The sequence below is a fragment of the Nocardia barduliensis genome, from assembly GCF_013315795.1.
Classification (GTDB): Bacteria; Actinomycetota; Actinomycetes; order Mycobacteriales; family Mycobacteriaceae; genus Nocardia; species Nocardia barduliensis.
Window position 1 is genome coordinate 20,230 of the sequence record NZ_JABLTE010000029.1, and the last position, 16,913, is coordinate 37,142.

Annotated in this window: 16 protein-coding genes; 10 read left to right on the top strand and 6 right to left on the bottom strand. The window is 69.6% G+C overall.

What is annotated here, in order from left to right; translation table 11 throughout:
* Positions 1-57: 57 nt before the first annotated feature.
* From HOV91_RS14755 to add, 6 genes are all read left to right on the top strand, one after another.
* Entirely contained in the window at positions 58-597 is a 540-nt protein-coding gene (locus HOV91_RS14755; protein ID WP_174185951.1) for a TetR/AcrR family transcriptional regulator, read from the top strand.
* A gap of 16 nt (positions 598-613) precedes the next feature.
* On the top strand, positions 614-1,486 hold the full coding sequence (locus HOV91_RS14760) for a hypothetical protein (protein WP_312884617.1): 873 nt from the start codon (positions 614-616) through the stop codon (positions 1,484-1,486).
* A complete protein-coding gene (locus HOV91_RS14765; RefSeq protein WP_174185952.1) occupies positions 1,483-2,562 on the top strand; it encodes a DUF4129 domain-containing protein in 1,080 nt (359 codons plus the stop codon). The genes HOV91_RS14760 and HOV91_RS14765 overlap by 4 nt, the downstream gene beginning before the upstream one ends.
* Before the next feature lie 67 nt (positions 2,563-2,629).
* Entirely contained in the window at positions 2,630-3,607 is a 978-nt protein-coding gene (locus HOV91_RS14770; RefSeq protein WP_174185953.1) for an AAA family ATPase, read from the top strand.
* A gap of 3 nt (positions 3,608-3,610) precedes the next feature.
* Positions 3,611-4,906, top strand: coding sequence for a DUF58 domain-containing protein (locus HOV91_RS14775; protein ID WP_174185954.1), 1,296 nt, complete (start codon positions 3,611-3,613; stop codon positions 4,904-4,906).
* Positions 4,907-4,931: 25 nt separating this feature from the next.
* Positions 4,932-5,951, top strand: a complete 1,020-nt coding sequence (add, locus tag HOV91_RS14780) for an adenosine deaminase (RefSeq protein WP_174185955.1) — start codon at positions 4,932-4,934, stop codon at positions 5,949-5,951.
* Here the strand turns inward: add and HOV91_RS14785 are convergent.
* On the bottom strand, positions 5,930-6,736 hold the full coding sequence (locus tag HOV91_RS14785) for an RDD family protein (RefSeq protein ID WP_174185956.1): 807 nt from the start codon (positions 6,734-6,736) through the stop codon (positions 5,930-5,932). The two genes, add and HOV91_RS14785, sit on opposite strands and share 22 nt — an antisense overlap.
* Before the next feature lie 43 nt (positions 6,737-6,779).
* Here HOV91_RS14785 and HOV91_RS14790 point away from each other — a divergent pair, with 43 nt between their 5' ends.
* Entirely contained in the window at positions 6,780-7,796 is a 1,017-nt protein-coding gene (locus HOV91_RS14790) for a stage II sporulation protein M (protein WP_174185957.1), read from the top strand.
* Between the two features lie 809 nt (positions 7,797-8,605).
* On the opposite strand, the gene HOV91_RS14795 is transcribed toward HOV91_RS14790, so the two are convergent.
* Positions 8,606-10,015, bottom strand: coding sequence for a hypothetical protein (locus HOV91_RS14795; protein WP_174185958.1), 1,410 nt, complete (start codon positions 10,013-10,015; stop codon positions 8,606-8,608).
* A 108-nt stretch (positions 10,016-10,123) separates the two neighbouring features.
* On the opposite strand from HOV91_RS14795, the gene HOV91_RS14800 reads away from it, so the two are divergent.
* Positions 10,124-10,762, top strand: a complete 639-nt coding sequence (locus HOV91_RS14800; RefSeq protein WP_174185959.1) for a class I SAM-dependent methyltransferase — start codon at positions 10,124-10,126, stop codon at positions 10,760-10,762.
* On the opposite strand, the gene HOV91_RS14805 is transcribed toward HOV91_RS14800, so the two are convergent.
* The 4 genes from HOV91_RS14805 to HOV91_RS14820 are packed head-to-tail and all read right to left on the bottom strand — an operon-like array spanning position 10,763 to position 15,018.
* A complete protein-coding gene (locus tag HOV91_RS14805; RefSeq protein WP_174185960.1) occupies positions 10,763-11,530 on the bottom strand; it encodes an SDR family NAD(P)-dependent oxidoreductase in 768 nt (255 codons plus the stop codon).
* A gap of 31 nt (positions 11,531-11,561) precedes the next feature.
* Positions 11,562-12,536, bottom strand: coding sequence for a Rossmann-fold NAD(P)-binding domain-containing protein (locus HOV91_RS14810; RefSeq protein WP_174185961.1), 975 nt, complete (start codon positions 12,534-12,536; stop codon positions 11,562-11,564).
* Complete coding sequence (locus HOV91_RS14815; protein ID WP_174185962.1) at positions 12,533-13,972, bottom strand: pyridoxal phosphate-dependent aminotransferase; 1,440 nt, start codon at positions 13,970-13,972, stop codon at positions 12,533-12,535. The genes HOV91_RS14810 and HOV91_RS14815 overlap by 4 nt, the downstream gene beginning before the upstream one ends.
* On the bottom strand, positions 13,969-15,018 hold the full coding sequence (locus HOV91_RS14820) for a helix-turn-helix transcriptional regulator (RefSeq protein WP_174185963.1): 1,050 nt from the start codon (positions 15,016-15,018) through the stop codon (positions 13,969-13,971). Before HOV91_RS14820 ends, HOV91_RS14815 begins: the two co-directional genes overlap by 4 nt.
* Before the next feature lie 658 nt (positions 15,019-15,676).
* Here HOV91_RS14820 and HOV91_RS14825 point away from each other — a divergent pair.
* Positions 15,677-16,009 carry a hypothetical protein gene (locus HOV91_RS14825; RefSeq protein WP_174185964.1) on the top strand — a complete coding sequence of 111 codons (333 nt, stop codon included), beginning with the start codon at positions 15,677-15,679 and terminating at the stop codon, positions 16,007-16,009.
* A gap of 197 nt (positions 16,010-16,206) precedes the next feature.
* Positions 16,207-16,815: a hypothetical protein gene (locus HOV91_RS14830; protein ID WP_174185965.1), complete on the top strand. Its 609-nt coding sequence runs from the start codon at positions 16,207-16,209 to the stop codon at positions 16,813-16,815.
* Positions 16,816-16,913: the final 98 nt, after the last annotated feature.

The following is a 16,913-nucleotide window of genomic DNA, read 5'->3' on the forward strand; positions in this document are numbered from 1 at the left end:
CTTACCGTCCAGACGGTATAGTACTCACCTTACCGTCCAGACGGTATAGTCGCTGCGGTGACGGCAGACACCCGCGACCGAATCCTGGACGCGCTCGAGACCTTGCTCCTGGAAAAAGGCATGTCGCAGGTGACGCTGGAGAACGTCGCGGCCACCGCGGGCGTCTCCAAGGGCGGCCTGCTCTATCACTTCAAGAGCAAGGACGCGCTGCTCGCGGGCCTGGTTCGCCGACTGGCCGACCGCGCGGGCAAACAGCTGGACGCCGCGGTCGCGAAGGGCGACTCGGTCGCCGAGTGGTACCTGCAGACGCCGAACCCCGGCAACGCGGCGGACGCGGTCGAACTCGAGCTCTACCGGTCCATGCTCGCGACCATGCGCACCATCGACGCCACCCCGGAGCCCGACGAGGTGCAGCAGGCGCTGGCCGAGCTGATGAACACGTGGTCGGACGGGCTGGACGAGGAGGTCGCCGATCCGGTCCGGGCCGACATCATCCGGCTGGTCGGCGACGGGGTCTATCTGCGCGCCCTGCTCGGCCTTCCACCCATCGATCCGGCCCGCTACCGGCAGGTGGTGGACCGCCTGCTGCGGCGCTGACGGTTAGACTCGGCCCGTGCTGCCAGCCGCCGAACCGGCCGGCGCCGTCGGGGCGGGAACAGATCCGGTACCGGGGTCTCCTGGAACGACGGTGCCGATCCGACCGCTGAGTTTCCGTGAACTGCTCGATGTGCCGTTCGCGCTGATCCAGGCGAACATCCGCGCCCTGGCCGGGGTGAGCGCGACGGGTTTGCTCATCGCCGAGGCCGTGGTGATCGCGGTGACCGCGGGCGTCTCGGAGCTGACCGACGGCTCGGACCCGGGCACCGCCTGGGCGGCGATCTTGTCGACCGCGGGCTGTGCGTGGCTGCTGCGGTTCGCGATTCGCGGCACGACCGTGGCGCTGGGCGTCGCGACCGTCGGCGGCGCACCGATCGGCGTGCCGACGGCGCTGCGCCGGTTCGGGGCCGTGTTCGGCCCGCTGCTGGTGTTCCAGCTGTTGTTCACGCTGGTTGGCTTGGGCGTGCTCGCGGTCGGCGGCGTGCTGATCGTGACGCTTCCGCTCGCGGCGATCTGGCTGGGCTGGCTGCGCGCCCGCCGCTGGGTCGCGGTGCCGGTGCTGTTCGTCGAGCGCGCCACGCACCGCGACGGCGTCGCCCGCGCGAAACTGCTCGCGCAGGGCTCGGAGTGGCCGGCCACCGGGCTGTGGATCGCCCAGAGGGCCCTGTTCGGGCTGCTCGCGGTCCCGCTGCTGGCCGTTCCGCTGTTCGTCTCGGACTTCTCCGGCACGCACAAGTGGCCGGTGATCGTGCTGACCACCTCGGCGGTGCTGTTGCTCACGGCCTTCGGCGAGGTGGTCGAGGCTTCGTCGCGCGTGGTCTGCTATATCGACCGCCGATGCCGCAGAGAGGGATTGGACATTCACGTCCCCCGGCGGGAGGCGCGATGAGCGATCCCCAACCGCCGCGAGGTCCGGTCGAGGTGACGCTGAGCAAGGGTTTCGCCACGACGAGCGAGCCTGCGCCCGGCACACCACGACTCGGCGCCGCCGCCGACCACCGCGCCGCCGCCGAAGCGGCCGCGCGCCACCGCGATTTCGACCGTGCCCTGCGGGAACGATTCCGCGCCGTGCTGCGCGGCCTGGAGCAGGGCGGCGTGCTCGAGGTCCGGCGATCGCGTACCGCGCGGGAAACCGCCGACGACGTGACGACCGCGCTGCCGCTCGAGGTCGCCACCGAGATCCAACCCGCCGCGCACAGTTTCGACGAGGTGGTCTACGGCGGCCGCCGCGCCACCGAGGACGAATATCGCAGGCTGGAGTACGCCGACCGGTTCTCCGCGTCCGCACCGCCGCCGGTACCGGAACCCACCGAGATCGAGGCGGTGGAGAAGGCGCCACGCACCAGGCGCGCGCTGCCACCGTTGCCGAAACTGCTGCGCGGCCCCAGGTTCTGGGCGATCCTCGCCGCGGCGGCCGCGTTGCTGCTGCTGCTCTACGGCGCCCTGCAATCCTGTGGTGCGCCGACCGCGCCCACCCCGCCGCCGCAACCGCCACCGGATCTGCCCGATGTGCCTCCGCCGAGCGGCCCGAACTTCGGGCCGGGCGACGACGCGATCTGGGATCGGCTGCCCGCGCCGGTCTTCTACGGCGGCGTGCAGTTCCTGATCGCCGCCGCGCTGGTGGTGTGGTGGCGGGCCCGCAGGCGCGGCGCTCTGGTGCGCGAGCCGCGCCCGGTCGAGGTGGCGGCGAACGAACTGCTGGCCGGGCAGGCCGCCCTGTACCGCCGTTCGAAGGACCACGACCACGTCGCGGGCAAGCTGCGCGCGGCCACGCTGCGCCGCGTCCGCACTCCCCTCGGCATCACGGCGGACACGCCGCAGGACCGGATCGTCGCCGCGATCGCCGCGCGCATCGGAACCGATCCCGCGCTGATCGGCGCCGCGTTGTTCGGCCCGGTGCCGGATTCCGGGAGCCTCCAGGTGGTCGCCGCGCAGCTCGAATGGATCGAATCGGAGGTCGGATGAGACGCCCTCGCCCCACCCATGTCCGGCCCACGGCGGGCGGGAACTCCCGCGAACCACAGGAGAGGCAATGACCAGCACCGACACCACCCCGACGGCGGAGCAGGCGGGCGCCGCGTTCCACGCCCTGCGCGCCGAGATCGGCAAAGCGGTGGTCGGCAACGACTCCGCGGTCATGTACCTGGTGCTTGCCCTGCTGTGCCGGGGCCACGTGCTGCTCGAAGGCGTGCCGGGAGTGGCCAAGACGCTGCTGGTGCGGGCGCTGGCCACGGCGCTGGACCTGGACCACGCGCGCGTGCAGTTCACCCCGGACCTGATGCCCGGTGATGTCACCGGCTCGCAGATCTACGATCCGCACTCCGCGGAGTTCACCTTCCGGCACGGTCCGGTGTTCACCAACCTGCTGCTCGCCGACGAGATCAACCGGACGCCGCCGAAAACTCAGTCGGCGCTGCTGGAATCGATGGAGGAGCGGCAGGTCTCGGTGGACGGGAAGCCGCAGCCGCTGCCCGATCCGTTCGTCGTGGTCGCCACCCAGAATCCGATCGAGCAGGAGGGCACCTATCCGCTGCCGGAGGCGCAACTGGACCGGTTCCTGTTCAAGGTGGACATCCACCTGCCCGGCCGCGACGACGAGTTCCGCATTCTGCAACGCCACGCCGCTGGCTTCGATCCCCGCGACCTGACCGGCGCGGGCTTGCGTCCCGTGGCCGGTCCCGAGCACATCACCGCTGCCCGCGCGGCGATCGCGCAGACCACGATCAGCCCCGAGGTGCTCGCCTACACCGTCGACGTGTGCCGGGCCACCCGCACCTCGCCCGCCGTGCAGCACGGCGCCTCGACCCGTGGCGCGACCGCGCTGATGGCGGCCTCGCGCGCGTTCGCCTGGCTCAACGGACGCGGATTCGTCACCCCGGACGACGTGAAAGCCGTCGCGGTCGCCGTGCTGCGGCACCGTCTGCACCTGCGTCCGGAAGCGGAGCTGGACGGCGTGACCACCGAGGGCGTGCTGTCGTCGCTGCTGCTGTCGGTTCCGGTCCCGGTGTAGGCGATGGTCGTCACCGGCCGGCTGGCCGCCGCGGCAGGGGTGGCGGCCCTGTTCGTCACCCTGGTCCTGCCGTCCCTGCTCGGCGTTGTGGTGCTGACGGCTGTCCTGGCGACCGGACTGCTCATCGATCTCTTCGCGGCCGGGCGGGCGGGCGACCTGACGCTTTCCCGTGAGCCCATGACCACCGTGCGGCTCGGGCGCAGCGCCGAGGTGGAACTCCTCGCGGTCAACACCGGAACCAGGGTGCTGCGGGGCACGGTGTGGGACGACTGGCCCGACAGCGCACGCGCGGAACATCGCGCGCACCAGCTGGATCTCGCCCCGGGCACCAAGGTCCGGCTGCGCACCACCCTCACGCCCACCTACCGCGGCGATCGGGTCGCGGGGCAGGTCACGGTGCGGCTGCTCGGCCCGCTCGGACTGGCGGGCAGGCAGACCAGGCGCAGCGTGCCCGCACGGATCCGCGCACTGCCTGCGTTTCGTGCCGAACGGCTGCTGCGGTCGAAAGTCAAACGATTGCAACATCTCGACGGACGCAACTTGGCCGACCTGCGCGGGCAGGGCACCGAATTCGACTCCTTCCGCGAGTACGTCGCCGGGGACGACGTGCGCGCCATCGACTGGCGCGCCACCGCCCGCGCCACCGACGTCCTGGTCCGCACTTGGCGCCCGGAGCGCAACCGCCACATGCTGATGCTGTTGGACACCGGACGGGTCAGCGCGGGGAGGGTCGGTGACGGCACACGCTTGGACGCGAGTATCGAAGCGGCCCTGCTGCTCGGCGGTCTGGCGGCCGCCGCCGGTGACTCGGTCGACCTGCTCGCCTTCGACCGGCTGCCGCGCGCCGAGGTCCGTGGCACCGGCGGGAAAGGGTTGCAGCTGAAACTGATGCACGCCATGGCGGGCATCACCCCGGCCCTGGTCGACACCGACAGTTCCGGACTGGTGCGGGCGGCCATTCGGCGCACCCGCCGTCGCAGCCTGGTCGTCTGGTTCACCAGCCTGGACGGCGCCGCGGTCGAGGAGAACCTGTTGCCCGTGCTGCCGGTTCTCGCGCAGCGGCACCGGGTGCTCATCGTCTCGGTGACCGATCCCGATGTCGCCGCGGCCGCCGTCCGGCGCGCTGCCCTGCCCGACCTCTACGCCGCGGCCGCGGCCGAATCCGTGCTGGCCGAGCGGGCGCTGGTGCAGGAATCGCTGCGCCGCACCGGGATCGCGGTCGTGGCGGCGGCCCCGGATCGATTGCCGGAAGCCCTGGCGGACGAATACCTGGAACTCAAGCAGTCCGGCGCCCTCTGAGGCCGCGCAGGAGGATCATGTGCACATGGCCTCGGATCTCGCCGCCTTCGTCCGCGGATTGCCCAAAGCGGAACTGCACCTGCATCTGGAAGGGACCTTGGAGCCGGAGCTGAAGTTCCGGCTCGCCCGGCGCAACGGCATCGAACTGCCGGAGAAGAGCGTGGACGAGGTCAAGCAGACCTATCGATTCCACGACCTGACGTCGTTCCTCCGGGTCTACTACCCCGCGATGCGTGTCTTACAGCGCCCGGAGGACTTCCACGACCTGGCATTCGACTATCTGCGCCGGGCACACCGACAAGGCGTGCGCCATGTCGAGCTGTTCTTCGATCCGCAGGCGCACACCGGGCGCGGGGTTCCGTTCGCCACGGTGATCAGCGGGTACCGGTCGGCGATCGCACGGGCGCGGCGGGAGCTGGGGATCTCCGCCGAGCTGATCCTGTGCTTCCTGCGTGACCACTCGGCGGAGTACGCCATGGCGACGCTGCTGGAAGCGCTGCCCTACAAGAGCTGGATCGTCGGCGTCGGGCTCGACTCCGACGAGCGCGGCAACCCGCCGAGCAAATTCGCCGCCGTCTTCCAGCGCGCCCGCGCCGAAGGGTTCCTGCTGACCATGCACTGCGACATCGACCAGCCGGATTCGATCGAGCACATCCGCCAGGCACTGGAGGACATCGCCGTCGACCGCCTCGATCACGGCACGAACATCGTGGAGGACGACCGCCTGGTGGAACTGGCGAAGTCCGGGGGGATCGCGCTGACCTGCTGTCCGGTGTCGAACTCGTTCGTCACCGCGCAGATGAAGTCCGCGGAGATCGTCGGTCTGCTCGACCGCGGCTTGACCGTGACGGTCAACAGTGACGACCCGGCGTACTTCGGCGCATACCTGGCCGACAACTACTTGGCACTCGCCCAGCAGGCGGACCTCGGGATCGAGCGGCTGGCCGAACTGGCCAGGAACTCCTTCCGCGCCTCCTGGATCACGCCCGCTCGCCAGGACGCCTTCGTCCGCGAGGTCGACGACTACGTCGCCGCGTACGGCTGACCGGCGCGCGGCAGCGGCGGGAACACCGGGAACACCGGCGGCGGGAGCACCCGGCGCTGACGTTCGGCGATGACCGCGCCGAGGATCTGCAGCGGCGGGCAGGCGGCGGGCGGCGTGACCCGCAGTCGACCGCACACCTCGGTCACGAGTGCCGTGCCCAGCTGGTGTTGCGCCGCGGGCGTCAGCGTGCGGAAGCGTGTCAGGTACTGCCGCACCGCCAACGCGAGATCCTCCGGCAGCCCGGCGAGGTCCAGCTGAGCGCTCCACGCGGTCAGCCAGGGTGGCGCGATCGCCAGCGCGGGCGGCGGCAGCGGTCGTTGCGCGTGCACGACCACGGTGCCCGCGAGCACGTCACCGATCCGACGCGCATGCGGCGAGCACATCGAGGTGAGCACCGCGATGGCGCCGAACCCGCCGAGCATCCAGAAATCGACGATCGCGCCCGCCAGGCCGCGGGTGAGCGCGTGCCGGAAGTCGATCGGCCCGCCGTCCTCGCGGACCACGCGCAGCCCGAGCATCAGTTTGCCCAGTGTGCGTCCCCGCCAAGCGGTCTCACAGGCCACCGGATAGCCGACCAGCACGGTCACGATGGTGACCAGCATCACCACGTCCAGCCAGGCGGAGTCGACGCCCGCGGGCAGCAGCAGCGTGACGATCGCGAACAGCAGCACGAACCCGAGCGTGCACTGGGCCAGCACGTCGATCAGGAACGCGCTGGCCCTCGTGGGGATCCGGGCGATCGGCAGTTCGAGGGCCACTGCTTCGCCGGTGGTGAACTCAGCCATGTCGATAGCATTCTTGCGACCGGCGGGAGTGGGAGGCAACCGAATGGACGTGGACGCATACAGCCTGGCGCACCGCAGGGCGTGGGACCGGCTGGACTACCTGTCCAAACGGAGCAAGCTGACCGGCGCGGAGGCGGACGAACTCGTCCTGCTCTACCGCCGCACCTCGCAGCAGTTGGCGCGGCTGCAGTCGCACAGCCCGGACCCGGAGCTGATCGCCGGTCTGAGCGCCCTGCTGGCGCGTGCGCGCGGCCGGGTGCTCGGCACGCGAGCCGATACCTGGCAGGAGATCGGCCGGTTCTTCAGCCACCGCTTCCCGGCGGCGCTGTATCGCTCGTGGCCGTGGTGGGTCGGTGTGGCCGCGGTATTCCTGGTCGTCTCGACGGGCCTGGCCGTCTGGGTGGATCGGTTCGAATCGGCCCGCGAAGTACTCGGGATACCGCGCGACACAGCCGGTCTCACCGCGCCGGGCGGCGCGTTCGAGACCTACTACTCGGAGCATCCACAGGGAGCTTTCGCCGCGCAGGTGTGGACGAACAACGCCTGGGTGGCAGCGATCGCGTTGTTCACCGGTGTCCTCATCCTGCCCGCGGTGTACCTGCTGTTCATGAACGCGCTCAACCTGGGCGTCACCGCGGGGTTGATGGCCGAGGCGGGGCGGCTGGATTCGTTCTTCGGCTTCATCCTTCCGCACGGCACGCTGGAGCTGACCGCGGTGTTCGTCGCGGGCGGCGCGGGCCTGAAACTCGGCTGGACCCTGATCGATCCCGGCCGGCTCAGCCGGGTGGAGGCGGTGGCCAGGCAGGGGCGGGCGACCGCGACCGTGGCGCTCGGCCTGGTCGGGGTATTGCTGGTGTGTGGGTTGATCGAAGGATTCGTGACGCCGAGCCCGCTGCCCGCACCGATCCGCATCGCGATCGGGTTCACTGCCGAGGCGTTGTTCCTGGTGTACGTGTTCGGCGTCGGCCGCCGCGCCGTCACGCCGCAACCGGACCGGGGTGGTGCGACGACGAGTGACGAACTATCCACTGTGACGCAGCCAACATTCAGCACACGCTGAGCGACGGAGTCGGGACAATCGACAGCTACGAGGCGTCAGATCGGTTCGGAAGTCCCCCAATTGAGTTCCGCTGGCCGCAGCGAGTCCGGCTCGAGCTGCGGCCAGCGTTACCGTCAACTCTACACAATCGTTATCCCTACGCAACCCTCCCCGTCGAGGTCAAGCGTATAAAGCAGCACCCCAGCAAACCCTGGTGAGGCCGGGCTTTCACCCCGCGCCAGCTAACTGGTTGCGCCTCGTTCCATCGCCGTTTCGATGACTCGGTGCCACCTCCGCGACAACCCCGAAATGCTCGCCCGGAATCAGCTCCGCAATGACGCCGGAACTCTTCCCCGGCGTTAGCCGAGCCGGAAGATAGACTCCTCCATGGTTACCGACATAGGCTCCCACCTGCACGTTCATTTGCACGGAATCCCAGTTGCCGATACTCCGTGAAAGAAAAAGACCACAAGTTTGTTTACTCGGTAATAAACCGGGTAAGGACATAGTGGCGCGCGAGGAAGACCGGCCAGTTCCCCGGCAGGCTCCGGATTAACCGGGTGCGAAAATGGAGCCGGTTCGACCGGTTCGTCCGCTGGATTCAGCACCTCGGCCGCAACCGTAACGAGGTATGTGATCTTCGCCTCACTCCGGCGGCTACCCGCCGGAACCTCGCGAAATCCACGCTGCGGCACCCTGGTTGGAGAGACGCGCGTCACAGTTGGACCGCCGTCCGCGGCTCTTCGGTTGCCCCTGTGCACATCGCCGGAACGACGATCCGCCGACGAAAGGTTCGAGGGTGACCGGCATCACCTTTCGCGGCGCCGTGGTCAGCCCACGCGAAGTATTCCGGTGATCGTGCCTTGCAGCAGGTGGCCGTCTTGGGTGATCAGCGGCGCGGTCTGGAGTGGATCGTGGACCACCGTGCCGGGGAGCGGGTGCGAGGCGGTTACCGCGCCCGTTTCCGGGTCCAAGACGGTGAACGCGTATCCGTCGAGGGGCGTGGTGTGGTCGGCGCCGACGCGGGCGACCGTGTACAGCTGCCCGTCGGCGGTGGACAGGCGCGGTACGGCCGCACTGCGAATCGTGTTCTCCCACCGCACGCGGCATCCGTCGCCGGTGACATCGAGGCGCGTCATCCCACCGGTGAACGGCGCGCTCGCCGGGACCGCGGGTCCCGCGCCCTCGGGCAGCGCCGGGTACGGGTATCCGTAGGTGCTCGCCACGAAGACCGACCGGCCGATCCCCACCGGTGAATTCTCGCTGCCCGGGCCGCCGGCGCCCAGCACCGGGGACGCACACACCAATTCGCCGGTCCCCGAGCGGAATATCAGGGCGTGCACCGGTCCGTTGGCGTTGTCCACGATGGTCAGATACTCCGCACCGGTCGTCGGCCCGAAGTAGGTGGGCGTGGAGCCGGTGCCCCAACTGAGCTGCCCCGGCTTGCGGGCCGGACCCCGGTCGTAGGCCGCGCGCCACACGATCTCCGGAACGCCGGACGCGGCGACGCGCAGTTCGTACAGCGCGTGCGTCGTCGCCACCGCGACGTGCCCGCTCGGCGCCGCCGAGATGCTGTTGGCCACGTTCTCGCCTGCGGGCAGCGCCAGAGCCGTCACCCAACCGGTGGCGGTGACGAACCCGACCACGCCCGCACCGGTCGCGAACCACACGTTGCCCGACCAGTCCGGAACGAGTCCGGTCACGTCGTCTTCCTGCGGGAGCACCGAGCCGAGATCGGCGACGTCTTCGCTGATCAATCGCCAGGCGCCCGCCGCGTCGCGCTCGTGCCGTATCCGGAGCAGCCGGTCGGTGCCGTCCACGACCACCAAGCGGTCGGCCTGGTCGAGATAGGCGTAGACGCCGCCGAGCAGGCTGCCTTTGGTCAGCGGCAGCGCGGCGAGCGAACCCGCCACCGGCCCGGGAGCCGCGGGATCGAGCAGATGCACCGTCGGGGTCTGTCCCGCGATCGCGGTGCACAGGGCGACCACGAGACGGTCCGATCCTTCCAACAGCGTCGGGCACGCGGAGGCCAGCGGGTACGCCGCTACGGCGCGGCCGCCTGGCCCGGCGAGCGCGGTCGCGTCCGAGGACCCTGCGTCGCCGTGCATGGTCGCGGTCCCGGGCGGCCCGAGGAAAGGGTTCGGCGGTGCGAGCGGACCCCACGGCGCGGCGGCCGATACGGGGTGGCCGGGTAGCAGAGCCAGCGCGCAGGCGGCGAGAGCGAGCATCGGCCGGCGCATCGCGACCCTCCTTCGGTAGGCAACGGCGGTATCCGAACGGACACCGGGGGAACAATATTCGGACATTCGCGGCGTCGTCCGGTACGGCCGGGCCGATACGATGACGCCATGAACTCCGTTCGGGCCCGCCTGCTGTCCACCCTCGCCGGTCAGCTCGGCAATCCGCACGGCGTGCTCGGCAAAGGCGTCGCCTTCCTGCTCAATCGCGGTAACAGGGCGGCCATCGCCGGGGCGGTCGAGGCCGCGGGCGTCGCGCCGGGCGGCGTCGCCGCCGACATCGGATTCGGCGGAGGCGCGGGGCTTTCCCTGCTGCTCGATCGGGTCGGCGGGGACGGTGTGGTGCACGGCGTCGAGATCTCCGCCGACATGTTGGCGCGGGCCCGCTCGGGTCACGCGCGCGACCTCGATTCCGGTCGCCTGCGCCTGTCGGAGGGCTCGCTCACCGCGCTGCCGCTCGCGCAGGACAGCCTCGACGCGGTGATCACGGTCAACACCGTCTACTTCGTGCCGGATCTGACCGCGGCCTGCGCCGAGCTGACCCGGGTGGTCCGGCCGGGCGGCCGGTTGGTGATCGGTCTCGGCGATCCGGACGCGATGGCGAGACTGCCGTTCACGTCCTACGGCTTCACGCTGCGTCCGGTGCCGGAGGTGATCGCGGCGCTGGAACAGGCGGGTTGCGATGTCGAGCACCGGCGGTTGGCGAACAAGCCGATCCCGCATCACCTGCTGGTCGCGACCCCTCGCTGACTACATCAGCGCGCCGCCGTCCACCCGGATCTCGGTGCCGGTCATGTAGCGCCCGTCGTCGGAGGCGACCATGGCGACCACCCCGGCGATGTCCTTTGGACTGCCCAGCGCGCCGCCGTTGAGCCAACCGGTCATCCGGGAGAACAGCTGCGGATCGAACCCCTCGGGCTGATCCAGGATGGACTTCGTCGTGATGCCGCTGGTGATGCCCGCTGGAACGATGTTCACCGCACGCAAACCCTGCTTGGCGTACTCCAGGGCGATGGCGTGGGTGAAGGCGTTCACGCCGCCCTTGGACGCGGCGTAGGAGGCGAGGTAGGGCGCCGCGCTGAAGGCCGCGGTCGAGGAGATGTTCACCACCACTCCGTGTCCGGTGTCCAGCAGGGCGGGCAGCGCGGCCTGGGTCATCAGGAATGTCCCGGTGAGGTTCACCCTGATCACCTGGTCCCACACTTCGAGCGGCATCTCGTGCGTGCGGGCGGGCCGCAGGATGCCCGCCGCGTTGACCAGCACGTCCAACCCGCCGAGGAACTCCAGTGCCTCCCCGGTCGCCGTGCGCACGGACTCCGGATCGGCCGTGTCGACCCGGACGGTTCGCAGGCGTTCGGCGCCGTCGCCCGCCTTCGCCGCGGTGGCCGCCAGGCCCGCCGTGTCGATATCGGCGGCGACCAGCTGCGCCCCTTCGTCCAGCAACCGCAAGGCGATGCCCTGCCCGATGCCGGAGCCCGCTCCCGTCACCACCACGCGGCGGCCGTCAAATCTGCGCATGCCAAAAATTAGAACACGTTCTCATCGAGCGTCAAGACACTTCGGCCGCTTCCCGGCCGATCCGCAGCACCATGGCGGCCGCTGCCGCGCTGTACGCCTGACTGGCCGCCGCCGGACGGCTGGCCGGGTAGTTGGAGCGATGCGTGACCACCACGCCGCCCGGCAGCGTGACGGTCCGGTCCGCGACGGTGGCGACGCAGTTGCCACCCGCCTTGGCCGCGAGATCCACCACCACGGTTCCCGAGCCGAGCAACTCCAGCGCCTCCCGCCCGAGCAGGCGTGGCGCCCGCGATCCGCGGTGCACCGCGGTGCAGACGACGAGGTCGGGCGGCGTCGTGGCCAGCCACTCCAGCAGCGCCGCGTTGTCGTCCCCGTTCGGCACGAAATGTCCCGCGCCCGCCTCCGACGCGGCGGCCCGCTGCTCGATGCGGTTACCGACCGCCGTCGGCTTCTCGTCGTCGAACGTGCGCGCCGCCGCGATCGCGGCGAGCCCGGCCACTCCGCACCCCAGCACGAGGGCACGCACCGGACCTGTGCGACGCGGCGCGGTCAGCAGCCGCCTGCCTTCGGCGTAACCCACCGCGCCCGCGATCCTGCTCATGGCGGACAGCGCGTCGTATTCGGTGGTCGCGGCCTCCCGCGGCACCCAGTCGAAGGCGACCGACTCGATGCCGCGACCGCACAACCGGTCGATCTCGTCGCGGCGACAGTGCGGATCCTGGAAGCCGACCAGCATCGTCCCCGCTCGCAGCGGCATCGAATCCAAGGCGTACGCAGGCGGTTTCACCCACACCACGATGTCGGCGCGCTCGAAGACCGCCACGCGATCCGCGACGACGTCCGCCCCGGACGCGGTGTAAGCCGCGTCGGCGAAACCCGCCCCCTGCCCGGCAGCTTCCTCCACGACGACGTGAAGGCCCGCCGTGGAAAGCGTGTGCACGCCCTCGGGAGTGAGCGCCACCCGGACCTCCCGTGGTGCCGTCTCGCGCAGCACCCCGACGATCACCGCGCGGCCTCCGGTTCAACGGTCAGAGCGGTCAGGCCGCGGGCGGCGAGTGCATCGCGGTAGGTGAGTCCGTCGACGATGTCCCGGATCAATTGCTCCACCCGGTCGAACAGCTCCTCGAGCAGAGCGGGCGATTCGTGTCGCGGCGCTTTGCGCGGGGCGAGGACGTTCAGCCGGATGCCGGGGCGCAGCGAACCGGTCCGGTCCAGCGCGACGCTGTCGACGCCTGCCGCGGCGAGCACCAGGTCCTCCACCTGCGCACTGGTGCGCACGCCCGCCCGGTCCAGGAGCGCGCGATCGAACACGACCGAGACGAACATTCCTTCCGGGCTGCCCAGCGGCCGCAGCACATCGGCGCCCAGCCGGGCGTTGATCGCGGCGATGTGGCCGCACGCCCGATCGATCTGCGCGCGCATCAGCGTGTGGTTGTGCTCGAAGTAGTCCTCGGGGGTGTGCTCCAGGATCGCGCGGGCCAGGTGGGTGGTCTCGCGCTGGAAGGAGATGGTGAGCCGTTCCCGGATCCGATCCAGCCACGCGATGTCGCCGGTGCATGCCGCGCCCATCTTGCACGGACCGAAGGCGTTGTAGCCCTTCGAGTTACCCGTGAGGGTCAGCACCACGTCGTAGAGCCGCCGGACGCCCTGCTCGGTCTCCACGTGCAGCGCGGCGATGGGAATGTGCGAGATCACCAGCCGGTCGAAGGCCATGTCGCAGATGACGGGCACACCGCAGTCCAGCAGCACCCGCCCGATCTGCGCCAGCTCGGCAGCGGTGTAGTCGGCGACCACCGGGTTGCCCGGCAGCGTGAGCAGCACGCCACACAGCTCACCCGTCGCACGCAGCTCGTCGAGGCAGCGAGCCAGCCGCACCGGGTCGATCTTGAAGGCGTCGTCCGGAGCCACCGGGCACGACACGATCCGCAAGCCGAATTTCTCGACGTGGATGCTGGAGCTCTTGTAGAACCCCTCCGGGCACACGATGACCCCGCCGGGTCTGGCCAGGGTGGCGACGGCCTCCTCGAGCAGCATGGTGCTGGAATACGGGCAGACGATCACCTCCTCCGCGCGCACCCGGACCCCCGGCACCCCTTCCACCGGATGCGACAGACGGTCGAAAAGCCTGCGGGCCGCCAGCTCGCGCAGGATCAGCGGCTGCCGCTTGTCGTACAGCCGCCCGTCGAGATATTCGGCCGGCGGCGCGATGTGCAGGCTCTCCCGCCACGCTCGGTCCAGGGCCGCGACGGCGTGCGCGTCCGGCGCGCGGCCCGTTTCCCCGTGATAGGCGTCGATGACGCCGGTGTAGCGACGACCACCGGTCCCCGCGAACCACGCGTCCCGGGGAAGGCGCCCGCGCACTTCCCGTTTCCTGGCCTCCGAGCGGTTGGTCAGCGTCGCCAGGTCGGCGAGCGGATCGGTGAGCACCTGGCTCCGGGTCACGGCACCTCGCCTTCTGAAGAGTCCCCCGGTGTCGACATGGCCTTCCACCTCTCCTGCAGTGCGGCGCGGAACAGACTGCGGCAGTTGCCTTCGGCGAGGCGCTCGTACTCCGCCAGCGGCGGTTGCGCGACGATCTGGTCGACCACGATGGCCGTCCCCGCGCGTCTGAGGTCGTAGAGTTTCTCGAACCGCCGGACCGCGAACGCGACGTCGTGCTTCAGCACCGAGAAACGCGTCGCGACCCTGGCCTGGCGCGAGTAGTCGTATTCGCCCACCGCGACGTAGCGGTCGTCCACCACGAGCATGCTTTGCGCGTTGCGCGCGTACTCGCGCTTGACCAGCACGCTCTCCACACCCGAGCGGGCCTGCTTCCACAGTTTGTCGTCATAGGGCCAGACGTCCGAGATGTCGTCCAGCACATACATCCGCCGCACATCGATCTTCGGCGGGTGGGCCTTGTCCGCGAGGCGCAGGATCGCCGCGTGATAGTCGTCGCCTACGTCACCGCCGATCGTGCCCAGGTCGGCCGTGTGGATCGCGCGCACCGACGTGGTGGCCTGCTCCAGGATCGTCAGCCAGTCGGTGACGGTGTTCCATTCCCATACCGTGGCGCTGCGCGAAGGAATTTGCGCGAGGATCTCCTCGGCCCGCTCCAGCTGCCGATCGGCGATCAGGCGCAACGGCTCGATCTCCGCTCGCGCGCCGGAGGCGTCGATCAGGCTCTGCGCGATATCCAGTGCGCGCGCGACCGATTGGGGGTCTTTGCCGAGCAGGACGTTGAACCGCATCCGCAGGTCGTAGTAGGCGCTGCTGGCCGGATCGGTCGCGGGATCGGCACTGCCGTCGGTCGGCAGTTCCGCGCCGAGGGCCAGGCTCAACCGTTCCCGCAGCGCGAGCGGCGGAACGCGGCTGCCGTTCTCGATCTGCTGAATGAGGCTGCGGGAGCATCCGGCTCGGGTGGCCAGCGCCGCCTGGGTGTATCCGCGTTCCAGGCGTAGCCTGCGGATCAGGTTGCCGACCTGCTCGTCCGAGCCCGAGTCAGCCATGCCGTGCCTCCCATCCTGCATCTTGCATACGCCTGCTCGCGGAGTATCACGATGCGACATTCTAATCATCAAGTGTCAAGCGGTGTCCGATGAAACGCGTTCGCCGAATTTCGTTGTCAACGCGAGATCCGTTCGAGCGGCGAGCGATTCCGAGCCGCGCGAGGCAACACTGCCACATGCGCTCAGAAAGGCGCTTCGCTGGCTCCACTCACCAGTGAGAAACGATAATCGCGCGGGGCCCTGCCATATGCTGAACTACATGATTATTTCGGAGCATAGAAGCACAACAAGTATCATCACGAAGCGTTAAAGCTTCGTTGACAGCATGAGGTGGCCATACTTAGCCTGGATATCGAAGTCACCGTAATTCCGCGTCGGCGCAAGGGTTTCCCCTGCCGGCCTCGGTGGCCCGATAACTCTAGGAGGTGCCCACACGGATACCTCCTCGTGGCGCGGGCCGGGCCGCGCAGGCACAGCCTCCGGCCAGGTGTGACCATCCCACTATCACTCGCGCCGATCCCCCGAAGCATTCGGGCACTCAGCAATTCAGGCACGGACGAAGCCACCGCGTTCGGGCCGTGACCGAGCACGGTCACCGCACCCCGGCGAGCGGGCGGGTCCGCGTCGACCCGAAGAACAGAGTGAATGAGAGCGGATCATGGCACTCGACATCACCGATTCGATCATCACCAGCGACATCACCCCGGAAAGCGCTCGGCGGCTTTCCTTTTCCTCCGGCGCGGCCTGGGAACTCAGCTGGCTGCCCACCGTAACCCTGACTCGCGCACAGGCCGTGAGCGGGATGGTGCTCGACGAAATGCTCAGCGATCCCGGCACGCTCACCAACGACCTCGCACTCGAGCTGGCGGCGATCCGCGCCGCCGAGCTGGGCATCAGCCTGCGCGATGTGCTGCTGCGGCTGTTCGTCCGCATCGCCGAGCGCGACGACGCAGGCGCCTGCCGCGCGCACACGCCCCTCCCGGCCGCCTGAGCGGATCGGCACGGCGTCGGCCGACCGGTTCGCCGACGACTCAGGCCGTGGTCGGGCACTTGCGTGCGGCAACCGAGCGGCGAACGATTGACTGTGCGCCGGCCGCGGTCGCGGGCCGTGCGGTGTCACACCCTCGGTGGACCACGATGTGACGGCCCGGCGGCACCGCGGAGTGATCTCCGCCTCAGGAGGAACCGATGTTCATCCAAGTCATTCAAGGCAAGGCCGCCGACCCGGCCCGACTGCGTCAGTGCATGGATCGGTGGAACGAGGAACTGCAGCCGGGAGCCGTCGGCTATCTCGGCACGACGAGCGGGCTGTGCGACGACGGGACCTTCCTCGCACTGGCCCGATTCGAATCCGAGGCCGCCGCTCGACGCAACAGCGAGCGCCCGGAACAGCGCGCCTGGTGGGAAGAGACCGAGAAGTGCTTCGAAGGACCGGTCACGTTCATGGACTGCGACGATGTCACGCAGTGGATGGGCGGCGGCTCCGATCGCGCCGGATTCGTACAGGTGATGGCGGGCCACACCCATGACGCGGGCCGGATTCGCGAGATCCTGACCCAGGCCGGCGACCGGCTGCACGAAGTTCGCCCGGAGATCCTCGGTGGCACGCTGGGGACCTACGGCGACGACGGATTCGTCGAGGCGGTGTACTTCACCTCCGAAGCCGAGGCACGCGAACACGAGAAGATGGAGATCCCCGACGATCTGCGGTCGCTGTTCGAGGAGGAGAACCGGCTGATGGACGAGGTCGCCTACTTCGACCTGCACAAGCCGACGCTGACTTCGCCACAGCGGTAACCGCCGCGCGCAATAGTCGCCCTTCCCAGCGAGGGGAAGGCATGCCCCCGAATCAGGGGGGTCCGGTAGGACAATGTCTTCTCTCGGTGTCGTCGACG